At 72.7% G+C, this 20,681-nt stretch carries 14 protein-coding genes and 1 pseudogene; 9 read left to right on the top strand and 6 right to left on the bottom strand.

The genetic code is table 11. The annotated features are described in order from the left end of the window. Window positions 1-24: 24 nt before the first annotated feature. The gene (locus ACZ7DL_RS16625) at window positions 25-1,164 is read left to right on the top strand and encodes an acyl-CoA dehydrogenase family protein (RefSeq protein WP_470774875.1); all 1,140 of its coding nucleotides are present in this window, start codon (window positions 25-27) and stop codon (window positions 1,162-1,164) included. Then, a complete protein-coding gene (locus ACZ7DL_RS16630) occupies window positions 1,164-2,114 on the top strand; it encodes an acyl-CoA dehydrogenase family protein (protein WP_470774876.1) in 951 nt (316 codons plus the stop codon). The genes ACZ7DL_RS16625 and ACZ7DL_RS16630 overlap by 1 nt, the downstream gene beginning before the upstream one ends. On the opposite strand, the gene ACZ7DL_RS16635 is transcribed toward ACZ7DL_RS16630, so the two are convergent. The 4 genes from ACZ7DL_RS16635 to ACZ7DL_RS16650 form a co-directional block, all read right to left on the bottom strand. Next, window positions 2,111-2,857: a vWA domain-containing protein gene (locus ACZ7DL_RS16635; protein WP_470774877.1), complete on the bottom strand. Its 747-nt coding sequence runs from the start codon at window positions 2,855-2,857 to the stop codon at window positions 2,111-2,113. The two genes, ACZ7DL_RS16630 and ACZ7DL_RS16635, sit on opposite strands and share 4 nt — an antisense overlap. Before the next feature lie 164 nt (window positions 2,858-3,021). Beyond that, complete coding sequence (locus ACZ7DL_RS16640) at window positions 3,022-4,485, bottom strand: glutamate synthase subunit beta (RefSeq protein ID WP_470774878.1); 1,464 nt, start codon at window positions 4,483-4,485, stop codon at window positions 3,022-3,024. Beyond that, window positions 4,478-9,070 (bottom strand): glutamate synthase large subunit, encoded by a 4,593-nt coding sequence (gene gltB, locus ACZ7DL_RS16645; protein WP_470774879.1) that lies wholly within the window; start codon window positions 9,068-9,070, stop codon window positions 4,478-4,480. The genes ACZ7DL_RS16640 and gltB overlap by 8 nt, the downstream gene beginning before the upstream one ends. 428 nt (window positions 9,071-9,498) lie before the next feature. Then, on the bottom strand, window positions 9,499-10,230 hold the full coding sequence (locus ACZ7DL_RS16650) for a VIT1/CCC1 transporter family protein (protein ID WP_470774880.1): 732 nt from the start codon (window positions 10,228-10,230) through the stop codon (window positions 9,499-9,501). A gap of 263 nt (window positions 10,231-10,493) precedes the next feature. Here ACZ7DL_RS16650 and ACZ7DL_RS16655 point away from each other — a divergent pair. From ACZ7DL_RS16655 to ACZ7DL_RS16685, 7 genes and pseudogenes are all read left to right on the top strand, one after another. Continuing rightward, window positions 10,494-11,516: pseudogene (locus tag ACZ7DL_RS16655) on the top strand (ADP-ribosylglycohydrolase family protein); the annotation flags it as partial. A gap of 407 nt (window positions 11,517-11,923) precedes the next feature. Further along, window positions 11,924-13,054, top strand: coding sequence for an ADP-ribosylglycohydrolase family protein (locus ACZ7DL_RS16660; RefSeq protein WP_470774881.1), 1,131 nt, complete (start codon window positions 11,924-11,926; stop codon window positions 13,052-13,054). Between the two features lie 8 nt (window positions 13,055-13,062). Then, the gene (locus tag ACZ7DL_RS16665; protein WP_470774882.1) at window positions 13,063-14,265 is read left to right on the top strand and encodes an ADP-ribosylglycohydrolase family protein; all 1,203 of its coding nucleotides are present in this window, start codon (window positions 13,063-13,065) and stop codon (window positions 14,263-14,265) included. After that, window positions 14,253-15,704: an ADP-ribosylglycohydrolase family protein gene (locus ACZ7DL_RS16670; protein ID WP_470774883.1), complete on the top strand. Its 1,452-nt coding sequence runs from the start codon at window positions 14,253-14,255 to the stop codon at window positions 15,702-15,704. Before ACZ7DL_RS16665 ends, ACZ7DL_RS16670 begins: the two co-directional genes overlap by 13 nt. Beyond that, window positions 15,701-16,594, top strand: a complete 894-nt coding sequence (rbsK, locus tag ACZ7DL_RS16675; RefSeq protein ID WP_470774884.1) for a ribokinase — start codon at window positions 15,701-15,703, stop codon at window positions 16,592-16,594. The genes ACZ7DL_RS16670 and rbsK overlap by 4 nt, the downstream gene beginning before the upstream one ends. Continuing rightward, window positions 16,591-17,796: a CaiB/BaiF CoA transferase family protein gene (locus ACZ7DL_RS16680; protein WP_470774885.1), complete on the top strand. Its 1,206-nt coding sequence runs from the start codon at window positions 16,591-16,593 to the stop codon at window positions 17,794-17,796. The genes rbsK and ACZ7DL_RS16680 overlap by 4 nt, the downstream gene beginning before the upstream one ends. Further along, window positions 17,793-18,605 carry an HpcH/HpaI aldolase/citrate lyase family protein gene (locus tag ACZ7DL_RS16685; protein ID WP_470774886.1) on the top strand — a complete coding sequence of 271 codons (813 nt, stop codon included), beginning with the start codon at window positions 17,793-17,795 and terminating at the stop codon, window positions 18,603-18,605. Before ACZ7DL_RS16680 ends, ACZ7DL_RS16685 begins: the two co-directional genes overlap by 4 nt. Window positions 18,606-18,888: 283 nt before the next feature. Here ACZ7DL_RS16685 and lgt read toward each other — a convergent pair whose 3' ends face one another. Then, complete coding sequence (gene lgt, locus ACZ7DL_RS16690; RefSeq protein WP_470774887.1) at window positions 18,889-19,815, bottom strand: prolipoprotein diacylglyceryl transferase; 927 nt, start codon at window positions 19,813-19,815, stop codon at window positions 18,889-18,891. A gap of 82 nt (window positions 19,816-19,897) precedes the next feature. Continuing rightward, window positions 19,898-20,671, bottom strand: coding sequence for a DsbA family protein (locus ACZ7DL_RS16695; protein WP_470774888.1), 774 nt, complete (start codon window positions 20,669-20,671; stop codon window positions 19,898-19,900). Between the last annotated feature and the right edge of the window lie 10 nt (window positions 20,672-20,681).

The following is a 20,681-nucleotide window of genomic DNA, read 5'->3' on the forward strand; positions in this document are numbered from 1 at the left end:
GCGGCGGAAGGAAGGGCGGCGACCGTGGACCTGACCCACTCTCCGGCCGACGAGGAGTTCCGTGCCGAGGCCCGCGCCTGGCTGACCGCGCACGTCCCGCGCACGCCGCTGCCGTCCCTGGAGACGGCGGAGGGCTTCGCGGCACACCGCGCGTGGGAGGCGGAACTGGCCGCCGACCGCTGGTCGGTGGTGTCCTGGCCCGAGCGGTACGGCGGGCAGGACGCCGGGCTGCTGGGCTGGCTGGTGTTCGAGGAGGAGTACTGGGCGGCGGGCGCGCCGGGCCGGGTCGGCCAGAACGGCGTCGGCCTGCTCGCGCCGACCCTCTTCGAGTACGGCACGGAGGAGCAACGCGCGCGCCTGCTCCCGCCGATGGCCACCGGCGAGGTGGTCTGGGCGCAGGCCTGGTCCGAGCCGGAGGCGGGATCGGACCTCGCCGCGCTGTCCTCCCGGGCGGTGCGCACGGACGGCGGCTGGCGGCTGCGCGGGCAGAAGACCTGGTCGTCGCGGGCTGCCTTCGCGGACCGGGCCTTCGGCCTGTTCCGCAGCGACCCGGAGGCGGCGAAGCCGCACCAGGGGCTCACGTACCTGATGTTCGACCTGCGGGCGCCCGGTGTCACCGTCCGCCCGATCGGCCGGCTGGACGGCAGGCCGGCCTTCGCGGAGCTGTTCCTGGACGACGTGTTCGTCCCGGACGAGGACGTGATCGGCGAGCCGGGCCAGGGCTGGCGGATCGCGATGTCCACCGCGGGCAACGAACGCGGGCTCACCCTGCGCTCCCCGGGCCGTTTCCTCGCCTCCGCCGCCCGGCTGCGGGACCTGTGGCGCGCCCAGGGCTCGCCCGCGCACGCCCGCGCCCGGGTGGCCGACGCCCTGATCGCCGCCCGGGCCTACCAGTTGTTCACTTATGCCGCCGCCTGCCGGGTCCTGGACGGCGCCCGGCTCGGCCCGGAGTCCAGCATGAACAAGGTGTTCTGGTCGGAGCTGGACCTCGCGCTGCACGAGACGGCGCTCGACCTGCTCGGTGCGGAGGGCGAACTCGCGGACACCGCCTGGTCCGAGGGATACGTCTTCTCCCTCGCCGGACCCGTCTACGCCGGCACGAACGAGATCCAGCGGGACATCGTCGCCGAGCGGCTGCTCGGCCTGCCGAAGGGACGCCGCTGATGCGCTTCCTCCTCGACGCCGACCAGCGCGCCTTCGCCGATGCGCTGCACGCGATGCTGACCGCCGCGGACACCCCGGTGGTCATCCGGGACTGGAGCCGCGGCGACCACGCGAGCGGCCGCGCGCTGTGGTCGCGGATCGCCCGGGCGGGCGTGTTCGGTCTCGCGGTCCCCGAAGAGTACGGCGGACTGGGGTCGCGTCCGGTGGAACTGGCGGTGGCCTTCGTGGAGTTGGGGCGGCACGCGGTGCCCGGCCCGCTCGCGGAGACCGTCGCGGCGGCCGTACTCCTCGGCGAGCCCGCGCTGGCCGAGCGCTTCCTGCCGGGGCTCGTGGCCGGGGCGGAGCCGGCGACCGTGGCGGCGCCCGGCGGATACGCCGTCGACGGCGACGCGGCCTTGCTCCGCCTGGTCCCGGCCCCCGACGGCCTGTATCTGTCCACGGCGGCCCCCGGCCCGGTGCGCCGCTCCCTGGACCCCGCCCGCCGGCTGACCCCGCTGACCGCCGGCGAGCTCCTCACCCCGCGGGCGCCGTACGAGGAGGCCCTCACCTGGGTCCGGCTGGCCACCGCCGCCCAGGCCCTCGGCGTCGGACTCGCCCTGCTCGACCGGACCGTGGCCTACGTGCGGCAGCGCACCCAGTTCGGCGTCTCCATAGGCTCCTTCCAGGCGGTCAAACACCGTCTGGCCGACGCCAGGACCGCCCTGGAGTTCGCCCGCCCCCTGCTCTTCGGCGCCGCGCTGTCGCTGCGCCCCGCGGAGGTGGCGGCGGCCAAGCTCACGGCGGGCGAGGCGGCGTACACGACGGCACGTACGGCGCTGCACCTGCACGGCGCGATCGGGTACACGGCGGAGTACGACCTGTCCCTGTGGCTGACCAAGGCGCGGGCGCTGCGCACGGCGTGGGGCACGCCGGAGGAGTGCCGGGACCTGGTGCTCGCGGCCGGGCTCTAGGAGGCGGGGGGCGTGACTCGGTCCGGTCGCACGACGCCCGCCGCGCGTGCGGCCGTGAGCCACTTCGGGAATTCGCCGACGAGCCGGTCGTACAGCTCGGCGTCGGAGACCCGCAGCGGGTCCCGGCCCGCGTGGAAGAAGCCGGCGTTGTCCACGATCCGTTTGCCGGGCACCGCCAGTTCGTCCAGCTTGCGCAGGAACTCGAACTGCCGGCTGTCCGGATCGCCGAAGCCGACGAACTGCCAGAACAGGGGAAGCTTCGCCGCCTTGCACAGGTAGCGCTCGGCGGCGAGCTTGTTGACGGGCCCGCCGTCGGTCTGGAAGACGACCAGGGCGGGGGCGGTGGCGCCGCTGTCCAGGTAGTGGTCGATGACGGCGTCCATCGCCAGGTGGTAGCTGGTCTTGCCCATGTGCCCGAGCCCGGCGACGATCCGCTCGATCCGGCCCTCATGGCCGGCGAGGGCGATGTCGGTGACCGCGTCGACGTCCGTCGAGAAGAACACCACGGGCACCCGCCCGTCGTCGTCCAGGTGCGCCGACAGACCCAGCACCCGGTCGGCGAGCGTCTGCACGCTGCCGTCCTTGTAGTACGGCTTCATCGAGCCCGAGTAGTCGACGACGAGGTAGACGGCGGCCCGCAGCCCGTCCATGCCGTGCTTGCGCAACGACACCCCCGCCGACCGGTAGGCGCCGACGAGCGCGGGCGCGGCCTCCTCCACCTTGCGCAGACTGATCGCGGCCATGATCTCCCCCTGGCTTGTTCGGGCGCCCGAGCGTACCGGTCACGAGGACATGCAACGACGCCTGCCCAGTCGTCCGGTCGGGGACAGGCGGGCAGGCGCCGTCAGTGTTCCGTACGCCGTTGTACGGGACGTCTATGCGGGACCTGGGGTCCGTTGTGTGCGCGTCAGACCGCCAGGGCGCGGTCCGTCGGGCGGATCGGGGCCGGCAGCTCGCTGGCTCCGGTCAGATAGCGGTCGACTCCGCGGGCGGCCGAGCGGCCCTCCGCGATCGCCCACACGATCAGGGACTGGCCGCGGCCGGCGTCGCCGGCGACGAACACACCCGGCACGTTGGTCTGGAAGTCGGCGTCGCGGGCGATGTTACCGCGTTCGTCGAGGTCCAGGCCGAACTGGTCCACGAGACCGTTCTCGCGGTCCGTGCCGGTGAAGCCCATGGCCAGCGTCACCAGCTGGGCGGGGATCTTGCGCTCCGTGCCCGGCTTCGGGGTCAGCTTGCCGTCCACGAACTCGACCTCGGAGAGGTGCAGCCACTGGACGTTGCCGTCCTCGTCGCCCTCGAAGTGGGTCGTCGAGACGGCGTAGACCCGCTCGCCGCCCTCCTCGTGGGCGCTCGTGACCTTGTAGAGCATCGGGAAGGTCGGCCAGGGCTGGTTCGTCGGGTGCCGGTCGTCGTTCGGGCGGGGCATGATCTCCAGCTGGGTGACGGAGGCCGCGCCCTGGCGGTGGGCGGTGCCCACGCAGTCCGCGCCGGTGTCACCGCCGCCGATGACGACGACGTGCTTGCCCTCGGCCGAGATGGGGGGCGCCACGAAGTCGCCCTCCTGCACCTTGTTGGCCAGCGGCAGGTACTCCATGGCCTGGTAGATGCCCTTGAGCTCGCGTCCCGGCACCGGCAGGTCGCGGGCGGTCGTAGCGCCGGCGGCGATGACGATCGCGTCGTACCGCTTCTTCAGGTCGCGGGCGTTGACGTCGCGGCCGATCTCGACGCCGGTGCGGAAGCGGGTGCCTTCCGCGCGCATCTGCTCGATACGGCGGTTGATGTGCCGCTTCTCCATCTTGAACTCGGGGATGCCGTACCGGAGGAGGCCTCCGATGCGGTCCGCGCGCTCGTAGACGGCGACCGTGTGGCCGGCCCGGGTCAGCTGCTGGGCGGCGGCGAGACCCGCCGGACCCGAGCCGATGACCGCGACCGTCTTGCCGGACAGGCGCTCGGGGATCTGCGGGGCGACGTCCCCGGTCTCCCACGCCTTGTCGATGATGGAGACCTCGACGTTCTTGATGGTGACCGGCGGCTGGTTGATGCCCAGCACGCACGCCGACTCGCAGGGGGCCGGGCAGAGGCGACCGGTGAACTCCGGGAAGTTGTTGGTCGCGTGCAGCCGCTCCTGGGCGGCCGCCCAGTCCTCGCGGTAGGCGTAGTCGTTCCACTCGGGGATCAGGTTCCCCAGCGGACAGCCGTTGTGGCAGAACGGGATGCCGCAGTCCATGCACCGGCTGGCCTGCTTGCTGATGATCGGCAGCAGGGAGCCGGGGACGTAGACCTCGTTCCAGTCCTTGACCCGCTCGGCGACGGGGCGGGTCTTGGCGACCTCACGGCCGTGGTTCAGGAAGCCCTTCGGGTCAGCCATTGATCGCCGCCTCCATCATCTTCTCGGTGATCTCGGTCTCGGAGAGACCGGCTCGCTCGGCGGCGTCCTTGGCGGCGAGCACTGCCTTGTACGTGCTGGGGATGATCTTGCTGAACCGCTCCACGGCCGCGTCCCAGTCGGCGAGCAGCTTCTCGGCGACCGTCGAGCCGGTCTCCTCGGCGTGGCGGCGCACCACGTCGTGCAGCCACTGCTTGTCCGCCTCGTCCAGCGCCTCCACCGACTCGGCGTTGCCGACGTTGACGTTGTCGCGGTCGAGGTCGATGACGTAGGCGACACCGCCGGACATGCCCGCCGCGAAGTTGCGGCCGGTCGGGCCGAGTACGACCGCGTGACCGCCGGTCATGTACTCGCAGCCGTGGTCGCCCACGCCCTCGGAGACGACCAGCGCGCCGGAGTTGCGGACGCAGAACCGCTCACCGGTACGGCCGCGCAGGAACAGCTCGCCGCCGGTGGCGCCGTAGGCGATGGTGTTGCCCGCGATGGTCGAGTACTCGGCGAGGTGGTCGGCGGCCCGGTCCGGGCGGACGACGACCCGGCCGCCGGAGAGGCCCTTGCCGACGTAGTCGTTGGCGTCGCCCTCCAGGCGCAGCGTGACGCCGCGCGGCAGGAACGCGCCGAAGGACTGGCCGGCGGAGCCGGTGAAGGTGATGTCGATGGTGTCGTCGGGCAGGCCCGCGCCACCGAACTTCTTCGTCACCTCGTGGCCGAGCATGGTGCCGACCGTGCGGTTGATGTTGCGGATGGCGACCTGGGCGCGCACCGGCTGGGCCTCGGTCGCGTCGTTCGCGGCCAGGGCGTCGGCGGCGAGCTTGATCAGCTCGTTGTCCAGGGCCTTCTCCAGGCCGTGGTCCTGCTCGACGATCCGGTGGCGGACGCCGCCCTCGGGCAGGTCGGGCACGTGGAACAGCGGCTCCAGGTTCAGGCCCTGCGCCTTCCAGTGGTTCACCGCGCGCTCGACGTCCAGCACCTCGGCGTGGCCGACGGCCTCCTCGATGGAGCGGAAGCCCAGCTCGGCCAGCAGCTCGCGGACCTCCTCGGCGATGAACCGGAAGAAGTTCACCACGTGCTCGGCCTTGCCGGCGAAGCGGTCGCGCAGGGTCGGGTTCTGGGTGGCGATGCCGACCGGGCAGGTGTCCAGGTGGCAGACGCGCATCATGACGCAGCCGGAGACGACGAGCGGAGCGGTGGCGAAGCCGAACTCCTCGGCGCCGAGCAGGGCGGCGATGACCACGTCACGGCCGGTCTTCAGCTGGCCGTCGGTCTGCACGACGATACGGTCGCGCAGGCCGTTGAGCAGCAGGGTCTGCTGGGTCTCGGCGAGGCCGAGCTCCCAGGGGCCGCCCGCGTGCTTCAGCGAGGTCAGCGGGGAGGCACCCGTACCACCGTCGTGACCGGAGATCAGGACCACGTCCGCGTGCGCCTTGGAGACACCCGCGGCGACCGTGCCGACGCCGACCTCGGAGACCAGCTTGACGTGAATCCGCGCCTGCGGGTTCGCGTTCTTCAGGTCGTGGATCAGCTGGGCCAGGTCCTCGATGGAGTAGATGTCGTGGTGCGGCGGCGGGGAGATCAGGCCGACGCCCGGCGTCGAGTGACGCGTCTTGGCGACCCACGGGTAGACCTTGTGGCCGGGCAGCTGGCCGCCCTCGCCGGGCTTGGCGCCCTGGGCCATCTTGATCTGGATGTCGTCCGCGTTGACCAGGTACTCGGAGGTGACACCGAAGCGGCCGGAGGCGACCTGCTTGATCGCCGAGCGGCGCGCCGGGTCGTACAGGCGCTCCGGGTCCTCGCCGCCCTCACCGGTGTTGGACTTGCCGCCCAGCTGGTTCATGGCGATGGCGAGGGTCTCGTGCGCCTCCTTGGAGATGGAGCCGTACGACATCGCGCCCGTCGAGAACCGCTTGACGATCTCGGAGGCCGGCTCGACCTCCTCGATCGGGATCGGGCCCCTGCCGGACTTGAAGCCGAACAGGCCGCGCAGCGTCATCAGGCGCTCGGACTGCTCGTTCACGCGGGACGTGTACTTCTTGAAGATGTCGTACCGGCCGGTGCGCGTGGAGTGCTGGAGGCGGAAGACCGTCTCCGGGTCGAACAGGTGCGGCTCACCCTCGCGGCGCCACTGGTACTCGCCGCCGATCTCCAGCGCGCGGTGCGCGGGAGCGATGCCGGAGGCCGGGTAGGCCTTGGCGTGGCGGGCGGCGACCTCCTGGGCGATGACGTCGATGCCGACGCCGCCGATCTTGGTGGCCGTGCCGTCGAAGTACTTGCCGACGAAGGCGTCGTCGAGGCCGACCGCCTCGAAGACCTGGGCGCCGCGGTAGGAGGCGACGGTCGAGATGCCCATCTTGGACATGACCTTCAGGACGCCCTTGCCGAGCGCGTAGATCAGGTTGCGGATCGCCTTCTCGGGCTCGATGCCGCTGATGAAGGTGCCCGCGCGCAGCAGGTCCTCGACGGACTCCATCGCCAGGTACGGGTTGACGGCGGCGGCGCCGTAGCCGATGAGCAGGGCGACGTGGTGGACCTCGCGGACGTCACCGGCTTCGACCAGCAGGCCCACCTGGGTGCGCTGCTTGGTGCGGATGAGGTGGTGATGGACGGCCGCGGTGAGCAGCAGCGACGGGATCGGCGCGTGCTCGGCGTCGGAGTGCCGGTCGGACAGGACGATCAGCCGGGCGCCGTTCTCGATGGCGGCGTCGGCCTCCGCGCAGATCTCCTCGATGCGCGCGGCGAGGGCGTCACCGCCGCCGTGCACCCGGTACAGACCGGAGAGGGTCGCGGCCTTGAAGCCGGGCATGTCGCCGTCGGCGTTGATGTGGATGAGCTTGGCCAGCTCGTCGTTGTCGATGACCGGGAAGGGCAGGGTGACCGAGCGGCAGGAGGCGGCCGTCGGCTCCAGCAGGTTGCCCTCGGGGCCCAGCGACGAGCGCAGGGAGGTGACCAGCTCCTCGCGGATGGCGTCCAGCGGCGGGTTGGTGACCTGGGCGAACAGCTGGGTGAAGTAGTCGAAGAGCAGCCGCGGGCGCTCGGACAGGGCCGCGATCGGCGAGTCCGTGCCCATGGAGCCGATCGGCTCGGCGCCGGCGCGGGCCATCGGCGCGAGGATGACGCGCAGCTCCTCCTCGGTGTAGCCGAAGGTCTGCTGGCGGCGGGTGACCGAGGCGTGGGTGTGCACGATGTGCTCGCGCTCGGGCAGGTCGCCCAGCTCGATCTCGCCGGCCTCCAGCCACTCGGCGTAGGGGGCCGCGGCGGCGAGCTGCGCCTTGATCTCGTCGTCCTCGACGATGCGGTGCTCGGCGGTGTCGACGAGGAACATCTTGCCGGGCTGGAGGCGGCCCTTGCGGACCACCTTGGCAGGGTCGATGTCGAGGACGCCGACCTCGGAGCCGAGGACGACGAGGCCGTCGTCGGTGACCCAGTAGCGGCCGGGGCGCAGACCGTTGCGGTCGAGCACGGCGCCGACCTGGGTGCCGTCGGTGAAGGTGACGCAGGCGGGGCCGTCCCAGGGCTCCATCATCGTGGAGTGGTACTGGTAGAAGGCGCGCCGGGCCGGGTCCATGGAGTCGTGGTTCTCCCACGCCTCCGGGATCATCATCAGCACGGAGTGCGGCAGCGAACGGCCGCCGAGGTGCAGCAGCTCCAGGACCTCGTCGAAGGAGGCCGAGTCGGAGGCGTCGGGCGTGCAGATCGGGAAGATCCGGTCGAGCTTCTCGCTGCCGAAGAGGTCGGAGACGAGCTGCGACTCACGGGCGACCATCCAGTTGCGGTTGCCCTTGACGGTGTTGATCTCACCGTTGTGCGCGACGAACCGGTACGGGTGCGCGAGCGGCCACGACGGGAAGGTGTTCGTGGAGAACCGGGAGTGCACGAGCGCGATCGCGGAGGCGAAGCGGCGGTCGGACAGGTCCGGGAAGAAGGGCTCCAGCTGGCCGGTGGTCAGCATGCCCTTGTAGACGATCGTCCGGGCGGACAGCGACGGGAAGTAGACCCCGACCTCCCGCTCGGCGCGCTTGCGCAGCGCGAACGCCTTGCGGTCCAGCGCGATGCCCTCGCTGGCGCCGTCGGTGACGAAGACCTGCCGGAACACCGGCATGGTGGAGCGGGCGGTGGCGCCCAGCAGCTCGGGGGCGACCGGAACCTCACGCCAGCCGAGGACGGTGAGGCCCTCCTCGCCGGCGATCGTCTCGATACGTGAGACGGCGTCCTCGGCCCCCTCCTCCGGCAGGAAGGCGATGCCTACCGCGTAGGCACCGGCCGCGGGAAGGCTGAATTCGGCCACTTCGCGGAAGAAGGCATCCGGCACCTGACAGAGGAGGCCCGCACCGTCGCCGGAGTCGGGCTCGGAGCCGGTGGCACCCCGGTGCTCCAGGTTCCGCAGCACGGTGAGCGCCTGCTCGACCAGGGTGTGGGACGCCTCGCCGGTGAGGGTGGCGACGAAACCGACGCCGCACGCGTCGCGTTCGTTGCGGGGGTCGTACATACCCTGCGCAGCAGGGCGAGCATCCATGAAAGACCAGTTCTGGCCATTCGCGGAATGCTGGGACGGCTGGCGCGGCGTACGCATCGGCTCTCCCGTCGTCGTCATGTGGCATGTGGCAGCTGCCGAGGGACGACGTTGGCCCTCTGCGTGAGATCAAAATTTCGTGCAGGTTACATGATGGAGCGGTTCTCGGGAACCGGATACACCGTTCCAACATGCGGACGCCGCGGTCGCGGCGGGGGTGCCGCGCGAGAGCGGCGAGTGCCGTGCGGATGACGGCCGGGAGGTGCCGCGCGGTGGCGGCCGGCGTATGAGGGAACCGCGACGGACAAGATCGGTCGGATCGGCGTCCGGCGGCCCGAAAGGGGCCGGGGGGAGCGTCATCGCCCACCCCGAAAGGGTGCGGCAGGCGTCATTGCCCACAGCGCTTACGGCTCATGCCCGGTGGTCAAGCACTCGAAACCCGCAAGTAACGGCTACTTATGCGGTCCCGCGCATAAGTAGCAGCCGAACTATCCTACGGCCGTTCCGAACAAGCTGCCCAGGGCGTACGTCACACCGGCCGCCGCGCCACCGAGGGCGAGCTGCCGCAGACCGCTGAACCACCAGGTGCGCGCCGTCACCTTGGCCACGACGGCACCGCACCCGAAAAGCCCCGCGAGGGCGAGCAGGACGGCCGGCCACAGCACGGTCGCGCCGAGCAGGTACGGCAGGACGGGCAGCAGCGCGCCGAGGGCGAAGGAGCCGAAGGACGACACGGCGGCGACCAGCGGCGAGGGCAGATCACCGGGGTCGATGCCCAGTTCCTCCCGGGCGTGTATCTCCAGGGCCTGCTCGGGATCCTTGGACAGCTGCCGGGCTACCTGCCTGGCCAGCCCCGGTTCGACCCCGCGGGCCACGTACAGCGCGGCCAGCTCGTTCTCCTCGTCCTGCGGATGCCTGCGCAGCTCACGGCGCTCGACGTCGAGTTCGGCCTCGACCAGTTCACGCTGGGAGGCGACGGAGGTGTACTCGCCGGCCGCCATGGAGAAGGCGCCGGCGGCGAGCCCCGCGAGACCGGTGATGATGATGGTCTGCTGGCCCACGGCTCCGCCGGCCACACCCGTCATCAGGGCGAGGTTGGAGACGAGACCGTCCATGGCACCGAAGACGGCGGGCCGCAGCCATCCGCCGTTCACGTCGCGGTGGGTGTGGTTGTCCCGGTGCGCCACGTGCAGCGCGGCCTCGGTTTCGATGATGGCCATGCGGGCCCCCCAGGGAAGCTTAGCCAAAGCTAACTTTGGACGAGTTCTACTTTTCGACAGCACCGAACCTACGCCGATAATTCCCTCTTCGCCAGCAAGGAAAGGCTGGGCTAACCTGCACCTTCGTCTCCCAACGCTCACATGTGCGATTGCTGGCTCAGATGGCGAGCGGGTGACACGAGCCCGCCCCAGGCTCGCGCGGACACCTCCCGTGGGACACATCCGCAAAGGGTCCCGTGCGACCCCGCCGAAGGAGGCCGCCCATGGCATCGATCGCCTGCACTCCCCCGGTCCCGGCGCCCGAAGGCGCCACCGGACTCCGCGAGCGGGCCCGCGGTGCGCTGCTCGGCCTGGCCGTCGGGGACGCACTCGGGGCGCCCGCGGAAAACCTCCGGCCCTCCGAGATCCGAGCCCGCTGGGGGCGGATCACCGGGTACGTCACCGAGCAGCCGTGCGGCACGGACGACACCGAATACGCGATCTTCTCCGGGCTGCTGCTGGCCCGGCACGGCTCGGCACTCACCCCGGCTCATGTGGAGGCGGCCTGGCACGAGTGGATCGCCGACCGGGCCGAGGGCCCCTTCCGCGGCGCGGGCTTCAGCGAGCGCGGCACCCTGGAGAACCTCCGCCGGGGCCTGGCCGCCCCCATCTCGGCCCAGCACCGCCACGCCTGGAGCGACGGCCTCGCCATGCGGGCGGCACCCTTCGGCGTCTTCGCGGCCGGGCGCCCCGCCGAAGCGGCCCGCCTGGTGGCGATCGACGGCTCGGTGAGCCACGAGGGCGAGGGCATCTACGGCGGCCAGGCCGTCGCGGCCGGAGTGGCCGCGGCGATGACCGGCGCTCCGGTGCCGGTGGTGATCGCCGCCGCCCTCGCGGTCGTCCCGGACGACTCCTGGACGGCTCGCTCCCTGCGGCGCGCGGTGGCCGTGGCACACCGCGGCGAACGCGCGGTCCGCTCGGCGGTCGTCATCGGCGGCTATCCCTGGACCGACCTGGCCCCCGAGGCGGTGGCCCTCGCCTTCGGTGCGTACGCGGCGGCCGACGGCGACTTCCGGGAGGCGGTCCTCACGGCCGTGAACATGGGCCGCGACGCGGACACCACGGCGGCGGTGGCCGGCGCCCTCTCCGGCGCGACCCAGGGCCTCTCGGCCATCCCCCCGGCCTGGGCGGCGGCAATCGAACCGGTCCGCGGCCGCTGCCTGCCGTCCATGGCCGGGCATCACGTCCTGGAGGTGGCGGAGTTGCTGGTCAGCGGGGTGCGTGAGAGCGGTGGCGGGGACGGTGGGGACACCGGGAGGCCAGTGGCGGTCGAGGCCGAGCGGACGGACGTGGCCGGGCTGCCAGGCGATGCCGCAGGACAGCCCGGCGTCCCGCTGGTCGCGGTGCGTGATGCGGCCGGGCTGCCGGGCGTCCCGCTGGTGGCGGTGGCTGATACGGCCGGACTGCCGGGCGTCCCACCGGTGGCGGTACCCGATACGGCCGGACCACCCGACGTCCCGCTGGAGGCGGTACTCGATATGGCCGGACCACCCGACGTCACCCTGACGGCGCTACCTGATACCACCGGGCTGCCCGACATCCCCCTGACGGCAGCACCTGATACATCCGGACCACCCGACATCCCACCGAGGGCGGTGCCCGACGCGGTGGTCGGGGCGGGGCACTCCGGGTGCCCGGACAGCGAGGGCCGGTCATGAGCGCGGCGAGGGCACCGCGTCGTATCGAGGGACTCCTCCTCGGCCTCGCCGCAGGGGACGCCGCCGGCTGGCCCGCCGCGCGCCACCGCGCCGCCCGGATGCCCGAGTGGACCCGCCGCCTCACCCGGGAACTGGACACCTTCGCCGAGCAGAACGCCACCACCACCCTCCCCGTGCCCATCGCCCTCAACCAGCCCCCCGAACCCCTCCGCCTCGGCCCCTCCGACGACGCCGAGTGGGCGGTGTTCGCCGCGGAGGCGGTCCTGCGGGCCGGCGACGACGACGTCCTCGGCGACCTCAGCCGGGCCCGCCGTATGCGCGCCGCCATCGATCTCACCTGGACCGCCGTGGCCTCCGAGGTCGCCGCCGCCGCGGAGCGCGCCCCGGAGATCGAGTCCGCCGTCCTCCCCCTGCGCGCCCGCATCTCCGTGCGTACCGGCCTCGGCAACCTCGCCACCGGACTGCGCCCGCCCGCCACCGGCCACGACAATCCGCACTACTTCGACGACGCGGCCTGCGTCCGTGCCTGTGTCCTCGCCGTGGCCCACCCCGGCGACCCGCAAGAGGCCGCCGCGCTCGCCGAGTTCGACGCCCGCTACACCCAGGACGGCGACGGCGTGCACGGCGCGCGGGCCATGGCGGCGGCCCTCTCGCTCGCCCTCGCCGACGCGGACACGGACACCTGCGTGACCGCCGCGCTCGCCGAGCTCCCGGCCGACACGGAGATCGGCCGCAACACCCGCCACGCACTCGCCCTGACCGAGGGCGGCGACTCCGCCTTCGCCCTCGTACCGCTCCTGGAGCACCAGATCGTCGACCACGTCTACAGCTACGGCGTCGCCGCCGCCGAGACCGTCCCCGTCGCCCTCGCCCTCGCCGCCGCCGCCCGGGGCCGTATCGCCGAGGCCGTACCGGCCGCCGCCTGCCTGTCCCGGGTCGCCGACTCCGCCCCCGCCCTCGCGGGGGCGCTCACCGGCGCGCTCGGCGGCGGCGCGGCCATCCCGCAGACCTGGCGGGACGCCTGCCGCACCCTGCCCGGCTGCACCCTGCCCCGCCTCACCGGCACCGACCTGGTGGAACTCGCCGGACTCCTGGAAGCCGCGCAACCGGCCCGTCCAGGAGGATGATTCGGGGCATGACGCCCAAGGAGTCCAAAGGACCCGAAGAAGAAGAAAGCAGCCGGCCGGCTTCGCACGGCCTCGGGGACCGGATCACCGGCGCCCTCGTCGGGGCCGCTGTCGGGGACGCCCTCGGCGGCCCGGTCGAGGGCTACTCGCCGGACCAGATCGCCGAGCGCCACGGCGGCCGCGTCCACGGTGTCGTCGGCCCCTGGCACGGCGACGCCTGGCGCACCGCCCGCCCCATCGCTCCGTATCACAAGGGCGACGGCCACGTCACCGACGACACCTTGATGACCCACGCGCTGATCCGGGTGTACGACCGCGTCCGCGACCACCTCGACGCGTACGCGATCGCCGAGCACCTCGTCCCGGACCTGATGACGACCCCGCGCTGGATCCCGGAGCTGGAGGCCGAGGCGCTGCCGCTGCACCGCCTCTTCCTCGCCGAGAAGTGGCTGGTGACCCGGCTGGCCTACGGTCACGCCGACCCCCGGGAGGCGGGCGTCGGCAACATCGTCAACTGCGGCGCCGCGATGTACATGGCCCCGGTCGGCCTGGTCAACGCGGCCGATCCGGCCGCGGCCTACGCCGAGGCGCTGGACGTCGCCGGCGCGCACCAGTCGTCGTACGGCCGCGAGGCGGCCGGTGTGTTCGCGGCCGCCGTCGCCGCCGCGACCGCACCCGGCGCGACCCCGGACTCGGTCGTGACGGCCTGCCTGTCCCTGGCGAAGGACGGCACCCGCACGGCGATCGAGCAGGTCTGCGAAGTCGCCTCCCGGCACCGGGACTTCGAGTCGGCGCTCGCCCCGCTGCGCGCGGCGGTGGCCCCGTACGACACCGTCGGCCCGGACTACCGCGCCCCCTCCCTCGCCGCCCGCCGTCCCTCCCGGCTCCACTCGATCGAGGAACTTCCCGTCGCGCTCGGCATGCTGGTCGTATCCGGCGGCGACTACCGGCACGCCGTGCTCGGTTCGGTCAACTACGGCCGGGACTGCGACTCGATCGCCACGATGGCCGGTGCCCTCGCGGGCGCGCTCGGCTCGCCGGTCCCGGAGGAGTGGGCGAAGACGGTCGCGGACGCCAGCCGCCTGGACCTGTGGGCACCCGCCCGCACGCTCACCGAGGTCGCGTACGAGGTCTTCGACCGGGACGTCCGCCGCCGGCGCGCCCATGAGGAGGCGTTCCTCTCGCTCGGAGGCCGGCCGTGCTCCGACTGACCTGGGTCCAGCCGGAGGACCTGCTGGGTCATGAACTGCGTCAGGCCCGGCTGGACGGGCGGGAGCCGTCGGCGGTCGAGGCGCGCTGGCGGGCGGCGGGCGGTCCGGAGGCCCCCGAGCGGGCGGGCGCGTCCGGGCACCGCGCGTCCCGCTATCTGCGCCTGCTCGCCGAGGACCTGCTGGACGAACTCGCCGATCTGCCCAGCGCGTTGTCCGACGACGAGCCGACAGAACTGGGCCGCATCAAGTCCCGGTGTCCGGACTGGCCGACGACGCCACCGGGCTGCCAAGAACGGTTGCCGAGCGCCTGCGGGCACGATGTGGCCGGCCGCGCCCACGCGGCGGAGCCGCACACTGTCTCGCCCCGCGCCCCTTCGGGGCGCTTCCAGACCGCCCTCGAAGCCGCCTGGCTCGGCCGGGCGATCGGCTGCCTGCTCGGCAAACCCGTCGAGAAGCTCCCGCTCGACGGCATCCGCGCACTGGCCCGGGCCGCCGGCAACTGGCCGCTGACCGGCTACTTCACCATGCGGGGCGTTCCGCCGGAGCTGCTGGAGGCGCACCCCTGGAACCGCCGCTCGGCCGCCACCTCCCTCGCCGAGACCATCGACGGCATGCCCGAGGACGACGACCTGAACTACCCGCTCCTCAACCTCCTCCTGCTGCAGCGCCACGGAAGGCACTTCACCACCGACGACGTCGCCCGGCTCTGGCTGGACGAACTGCCGCCCGGCCGCACCTTCACCGCCGAGCGCGTCGCCCACCGCAACCTCCTCAGCGGCATCGAACCCCCGCAGACGGCTCGCCACCGCAACCCGTTCCGCGAGTGGATCGGCGCGCTGATCCGCGCCGACCTGCACGGTTGGACCAACCCCGGCGACCCGGCCGCCGCCGCCGAACAGGCGCACCGCGACGCGGTTCTCACCCACACCGCCAACGGCGTCTACGCGGCGATGTTCGCGGCCGCCACGATCGCCGCGGCCGCCACCGGAACCCAGGACATCCACGCCTGTCTGCGCACCGGCCGCACGGTGGTCCCGGCCCGCTCCCGGCTCGCGGCGGCGCTCGACCACGCCGTCGGACTGGCCGCGCACACCCGCGACTTCGACGACGTCGTGGACGAACTGCACGCGGTCTACGGCCCCGCCCACCACTGGGTCCACGCCGTCCCCAACACCGCCCTGATCGCCGCCGCCCTCACCCACGCCGACGGCGACTTCAGCGGCTCCATCGGCCGTGCGGTCTCGGGCGGTTGGGACACCGACTCCAACGGGGCCACCGCGGGCAGCATCGCCGGGCTCCTCGCCGGCACCCCGACCAAGCTCCCCGACCACTGGCGCACCCCGCTGAAGAACCGGCTCGCCACCACCGTCGCCGACTTCCGCGGCACCGGCTTCGACACCCTCGCCCACCTCACCCACCGGGAGGCCACCCGCTCATGACCCACATCGCCGTCCTCGGCAGCACGAACATGGACCTCGTCACCTATGTCGCCAAGGCCCCGCAGCGCGGGGAGACCGTGACGGGACGGGAGTTCCGTACGATCCCCGGCGGCAAGGGCGCCAACCAGGCGATCGCCGCGGCCCGCGCCGGCGCCACCGTCTCGATGATGGGCGCGGTCGGCAACGACGCCTTCGGCCTGCGGCTGCGCGACACCCTCGAACACTCGGGCGTGGACACCGACTTCCTGCGCACGGTGGAGGGCCCCTCCGGCACCGCGCACATCGTGGTGGACGAGGAGGGCGGCAACGCGATCGTCGTCATCCCCGGCGCGAACGGCACCGTCGACCATCTCTCCCCGGGTGACGAGGGGGTGATCGCCACCGCCGACGCGCTGCTGCTCCAGCTGGAGATCCCGCTGGCGGCGGTTGTCGCGGGCGCGGAAGCGGCCCGCCGGCACGGCGTCCGTACGGTCCTCACCCCGTCCCCGGCCCAGCCGCTGCCGTCCGAACTCCTCGCCGCCACCGATCTGCTGGTGCCGAACGAGTACGAGGCGGTCACCCTCACCGGCCGCACCGACCCGCGGGAGGCGGCGGCCGCCCTGCTGGATCTGGTGCCGGAGGTCGTCGTCACCCTGGGCGCGACGGGCTGTCTGTATCTGACCCGGGGCGCCGAACCGCTCGTGGTCCCCGCGCCCCGTGTGACCGCCGTCGACTCCACGGGCGCGGGCGACACGTTCGTCGGCGCGCTCGCCGTGGCCCTCGCCGAGGAGAAGCCGGTGCGGGAGGCCCTGTCCTGGGCAGCCGCCGCGGCGGCGATCTCGGTCCAGCGGGCCGGCGCGTCGGTGTCGATGCCGTACCGTCCGGAGATCGAGGCCCAGTACAGCGCATGAGTACGACGACACGGACGCCCCCGGCCCTGGCCGGCCTGCGGGTGCTGGACCTGGCGACCCTCTTCGCCGGGCCGATGGCCGCCACGCTGCTCGGTGACTTCGGCGCCGAGGTGATCAAGATCGAGCATCCCCGGCGGCCCGACCCCTCCCGGGGGCACGGCCCGGCCAGGCACGGCGTCGGCCTGTGGTGGAAGGTGCTCGGCCGCAACAAGCGGACCGTCACCCTGGACCTGTCCACGCCCGGCGGCCGTGCGACCCTGCTGCGGCTCGCCGCGACCGCCGACGTGGTGATCGAGAACTTCCGTCCGGGCACCCTGGAGAAATGGGCCCTCGGCTGGCCGGAGCTGGCGGCGGCCAACCCCCGGCTGGTCCTCGCCCGGGTCACCGCCTTCGGCCAGGTCGGCCCGTACGCGCACCGCCCGGGTTTCGGCACCCTCGCCGAGGCGATGAGTGGTTTCGCCGCGGTCACCGGTGAGCCGGACGCACCCCCGACGCTGCCGCCCTTCGGTCTCGCCGACTCGGTCGCGGGCCTGGCGACCGCCTACGCCGTTCTGACGGCACTGGCCGCGCGCCGGCACACCGGCACGGGACAGGTCGTGGACATGGCGATCATCGAGCCGATCCTGTCGGTCCTGGGCCCCCACCCGACCTGGTACGACCAGCTCGGCTACGTCCAGGAACGCACCGGGAACCGGTCCGCGAACAACGCCCCGCGCAACACCTACCGCACCGCCGACGGTTCCTGGGTCGCCATCTCCACCTCCGCGCAGTCGGTCGCCGAACGGGTGCTGCGGCTGGTCGGCCGCCCGGAGCTGATCGAGGAGCCGTGGTTCGCCACCGGCGCGGGCCGGGCCGCCCATGCCGACGTCCTGGACGAGGCGGTCGGCTCGTGGATCGCCGCCCGCACCCGCACCGAGGTGCTGGCGGCCTTCGAGAAGGCGGAGGCAGCGGCCGCTCCGGTCCAGGACGTGCGGGACGTCATGACCGACCCCCAGTACCAGGCCCTGGACACGGTCACCACCGTCGACGACCCGGAACTGGGCCCGCTGCGCATGCAGAACGTGCTTTTCCGGCTGTCCGCCACACCCGGCGCGATCCGCTGGGCCGGCCGCCCGCACGGCGCCGACACCGAGGCCGTGCTCACGGAGCTGGGCCTCGCCCCGGCCGACATCGCGGCCCTGCGCGCGGAGGGAGCCCTGTGACCCGCTTCCCCCTCACCTGGCTCTACGTCCCCGGTGACCGCCCGCATGTCGTGGCCAAGGCCCTGGTCACGGGCGCCGACGTGGTGGTGATCGACCTGGAGGACGCGGTCGCCCCGGACCGCAAGGGGTACGCCCGCGCGGCCACCGCGGAACTCCTCGCGGAGCCCCAGCCGGTCCCTGTGCACGTCCGCGTCAACGCGTTGGACAGCCCCTGGTCCGCCGCCGACCTCACGGCTTTGGCCGGCCTCCCGGGCCTGTCCGGGCTGCGGCTGTCGAAGGTCTCGGCGCCGGAGGAGGTACGGCAGGTGGCCGTGGTCACCCCGGTCCCCCTCTACGCGCTCCTGGAGTCGGCTCTCGGGATCGAGCACGCCTACGCCATCGCCACCGCCCACCCCTCCATGCGGGGCATCGCCCTCGGCGAGGCGGACCTCCGGGCCGACCTCGGGGTACGGGCCGAAGCGGGCCTGGACTGGCCGCGTTCCCGGGTGATCGTCGCCGCCCGTGCGGCGGGCCTCGCCCCACCGCCGCAGACGATCTACCCGGACATCCGTGACCTCGACGGCCTGTCCGCGTCCTGCGCCCACGGCCGTGCCCTCGGATTCCTGGGCCGCGCCGCGATCCATCCCCGGCAGCTGCCGGTGATCGAGCGGGCCTACCTGCCCACGGAGGCCGAGATCGAACACGCCGAGACGATCATCAAAGCGGCGTCGGCGAACGAGGGCGCCCAAGCCCTCCCCGACGGCCGCTTCATCGACGCGGCGGTGGTGGCGATGGCCCGGCGAACGCTGTCGCTGGCGGGCAGAGCTTGAGCACGCGCACGTAAGGCGGAGGACGCCAGACCATCCCCGCCGGGTGTGCCCGCTCTTCCTGAATCCACCGCATCTGTTCGCCCGCCGCTCCCTCTCCCCGCCCACCACCTCTTCCTCCCGCCCGCCGCTCCCTCTTCCTGCCCGCCGCTCCCTCTATTCCGCCGCGACGGCGATCAGCCACCGCGGCGGTGACCGGCGGTGCCGACCCCGCCGCCGTCCGGCGCCCGGACGCACCGAGGGCGCCCGGAAAACTCCGGGCGCCCTCGTGTCGTAGAACCGGCGGTCAGCTCTTCTTGGCCGACTCCGCCTCGTCCTTCGGTGCCTCGTCGGAGACCTCGGCCTTCTCCTCGCCCTCGGCGACAGCCTCCGCAGCGTCGGCCGAACCGCCGGAGGCGACCGCGGGCTCGACCACGGCTTCCCGCCCCGGCCGCTTCTTCGACGACACCACGATGTACGCCACCGCCAGCAGGAAGACGACCAGCGCGGTCCAGTCGTTGAGGCGCAGACCCAGGATGTGGTGGGCGTCGTCCACCCGCATGTACTCGATCCAGCCGCGGCCCACGCAGTACGCGGCGACGTACAGGGCGAACGCCCGGCCGTGGCCCAGCTTGTAGCGGCGGTCCGCCCAGATGACCAGCAGGCCCACGCCGATGCACCACAGCGACTCGTACAGGAAGGTCGGGTGGTAGTAGCCCGGCACCCGGCCGCCCTCGGCGGAGGTGATGTGCAGCGCCCAGGGGAGGTGCGTCTCGCGGCCGTACAGCTCCTGGTTGAACCAGTTGCCCCAGCGGCCGATGGCCTGAGCGAACGCGATGCCGGGCGCGACGGCGTCGGCGTACGCGGGCATCGGGATGCCCCGGCGCCGCGCGCCGATCCACGCGCCGAGCGCGCCGAGCGCGATCGCGCCCCAGATGCCCAGGCCGCCCTCCCACACCTTGAAGGCGTCCACCCAGTCACGGCCCTCGCTGAAGTACAGCTCGTAGTCCGTGATCACGTGGTAGAGCCGGCCGCCGACGAGGCCGAAGGGCACGGCCCAGACGGCGATGTCGGCGACGGTGCCGGACTGCCCGCCACGGGCGATCCAGCGCTTGTTGCCGAGCCAGATGGCAACGAAGACGCCGATGATGATGCAGAAGGCGTAGCCGCGCAGCGGGATGGGGCCGAGGTACAGCACCCCGTGCGACGGGCTGGGGATGTAGGCAAGGTTCATGGCAAGTCCGACGCTACCGTGCCGGGCCGTGGGGACGGCAAGCAGCCCGGCTACGGGTCCATAACGGGGGCGTGAGAGACGCTTACCCGCGGTCGGCCGCCTCCACCATCTCCTTGAGCTTGGCCGGGGTCATCGTCTGGTCCTGGTAGATGTTCTTGCCGCCGAACAGCACCGTGGGCGTGCCGTTGAATCCGCCGGCCCGGAACGCCTGGTTGGACTTGTCCACCCAGGCGTCGTGGGTGCCGTCCTTGACGCACTTCCGGAAGGCCGGGGTGTCCAGACCCGGTACCTTGCCGGCCAGCGCGATCAGCTTGTCGTTGTCCCCGAAGGCGTCGTCGATCTCCTTGGGCTGGTTCGCGTACAGCACGTCGTGGTAGTCGCGGAACTTCCCGGCGCTCTGGGCGCAGGCCGCGGCGTTGGCGGAGCGCAGCGAGCCGCTGCCGCCGAGGTTGCCGTCGATCAGCCGGACCAGGTGGTAGTCGATGCTGAGCTTGCCCGCGTCGGCCAGCTCGTGGAGCGTCGGCCGGTACGCCGTCTCGAATGCCTGGCAGGCCGGGCAGCGGAAGTCCTCCCAGACGGTGAGCGTCGACTTGGCGCCGTCCTTGCCGACCGGGATCGCGAGGCTGTCCTTGCCCTTCGCGCCCGAGGGAGCCACGACCGGGCCGGCCTTGCCGCCCTTGTCCTTGCCGACGTTCGCGGCGACCACGCCGATCACCGCCGCGAGGCCCAGGACGCAGGCGACGCTCGCGCCCACGATCAGCGCCCGCCGTCGCTTCTCCGCGGCCTTCTGCTTCTCGCGCTCGACCGCCAGCCGCTCCCGGGCGGTGCGCTTTCCGTCACGGTTCTTCTCGCTCACACCCCCAGAA

Source organism: Streptomyces sp. NPDC036984, from assembly GCF_055607665.1.

What these genes read in the sequence shown, in the direction of transcription:
- ACZ7DL_RS16630 (WP_470774876.1), top strand. Translation starts at nt 1,164, where the DNA reads ATGCGCTTCCTCCTCGACGCCGACCAGCGCGCCTTCGCCGATGCGCTG.
- ACZ7DL_RS16635 (WP_470774877.1), bottom strand. Translation starts at nt 2,857, where the DNA reads ATGGCCGCGATCAGTCTGCGCAAGGTGGAGGAGGCCGCGCCCGCGCTC.
- ACZ7DL_RS16640 (WP_470774878.1), bottom strand. Translation starts at nt 4,485, where the DNA reads ATGGCTGACCCGAAGGGCTTCCTGAACCACGGCCGTGAGGTCGCCAAG.
- gltB (WP_470774879.1), bottom strand. Translation starts at nt 9,070, where the DNA reads ATGCGTACGCCGCGCCAGCCGTCCCAGCATTCCGCGAATGGCCAGAAC.
- ACZ7DL_RS16650 (WP_470774880.1), bottom strand. Translation starts at nt 10,230, where the DNA reads ATGGCCATCATCGAAACCGAGGCCGCGCTGCACGTGGCGCACCGGGAC.
- ACZ7DL_RS16660 (WP_470774881.1), top strand. Translation starts at nt 11,924, where the DNA reads ATGAGCGCGGCGAGGGCACCGCGTCGTATCGAGGGACTCCTCCTCGGC.
- ACZ7DL_RS16665 (WP_470774882.1), top strand. Translation starts at nt 13,063, where the DNA reads ATGACGCCCAAGGAGTCCAAAGGACCCGAAGAAGAAGAAAGCAGCCGG.
- rbsK (WP_470774884.1), top strand. Translation starts at nt 15,701, where the DNA reads ATGACCCACATCGCCGTCCTCGGCAGCACGAACATGGACCTCGTCACC.
- ACZ7DL_RS16680 (WP_470774885.1), top strand. Translation starts at nt 16,591, where the DNA reads ATGAGTACGACGACACGGACGCCCCCGGCCCTGGCCGGCCTGCGGGTG.
- lgt (WP_470774887.1), bottom strand. Translation starts at nt 19,815, where the DNA reads ATGAACCTTGCCTACATCCCCAGCCCGTCGCACGGGGTGCTGTACCTC.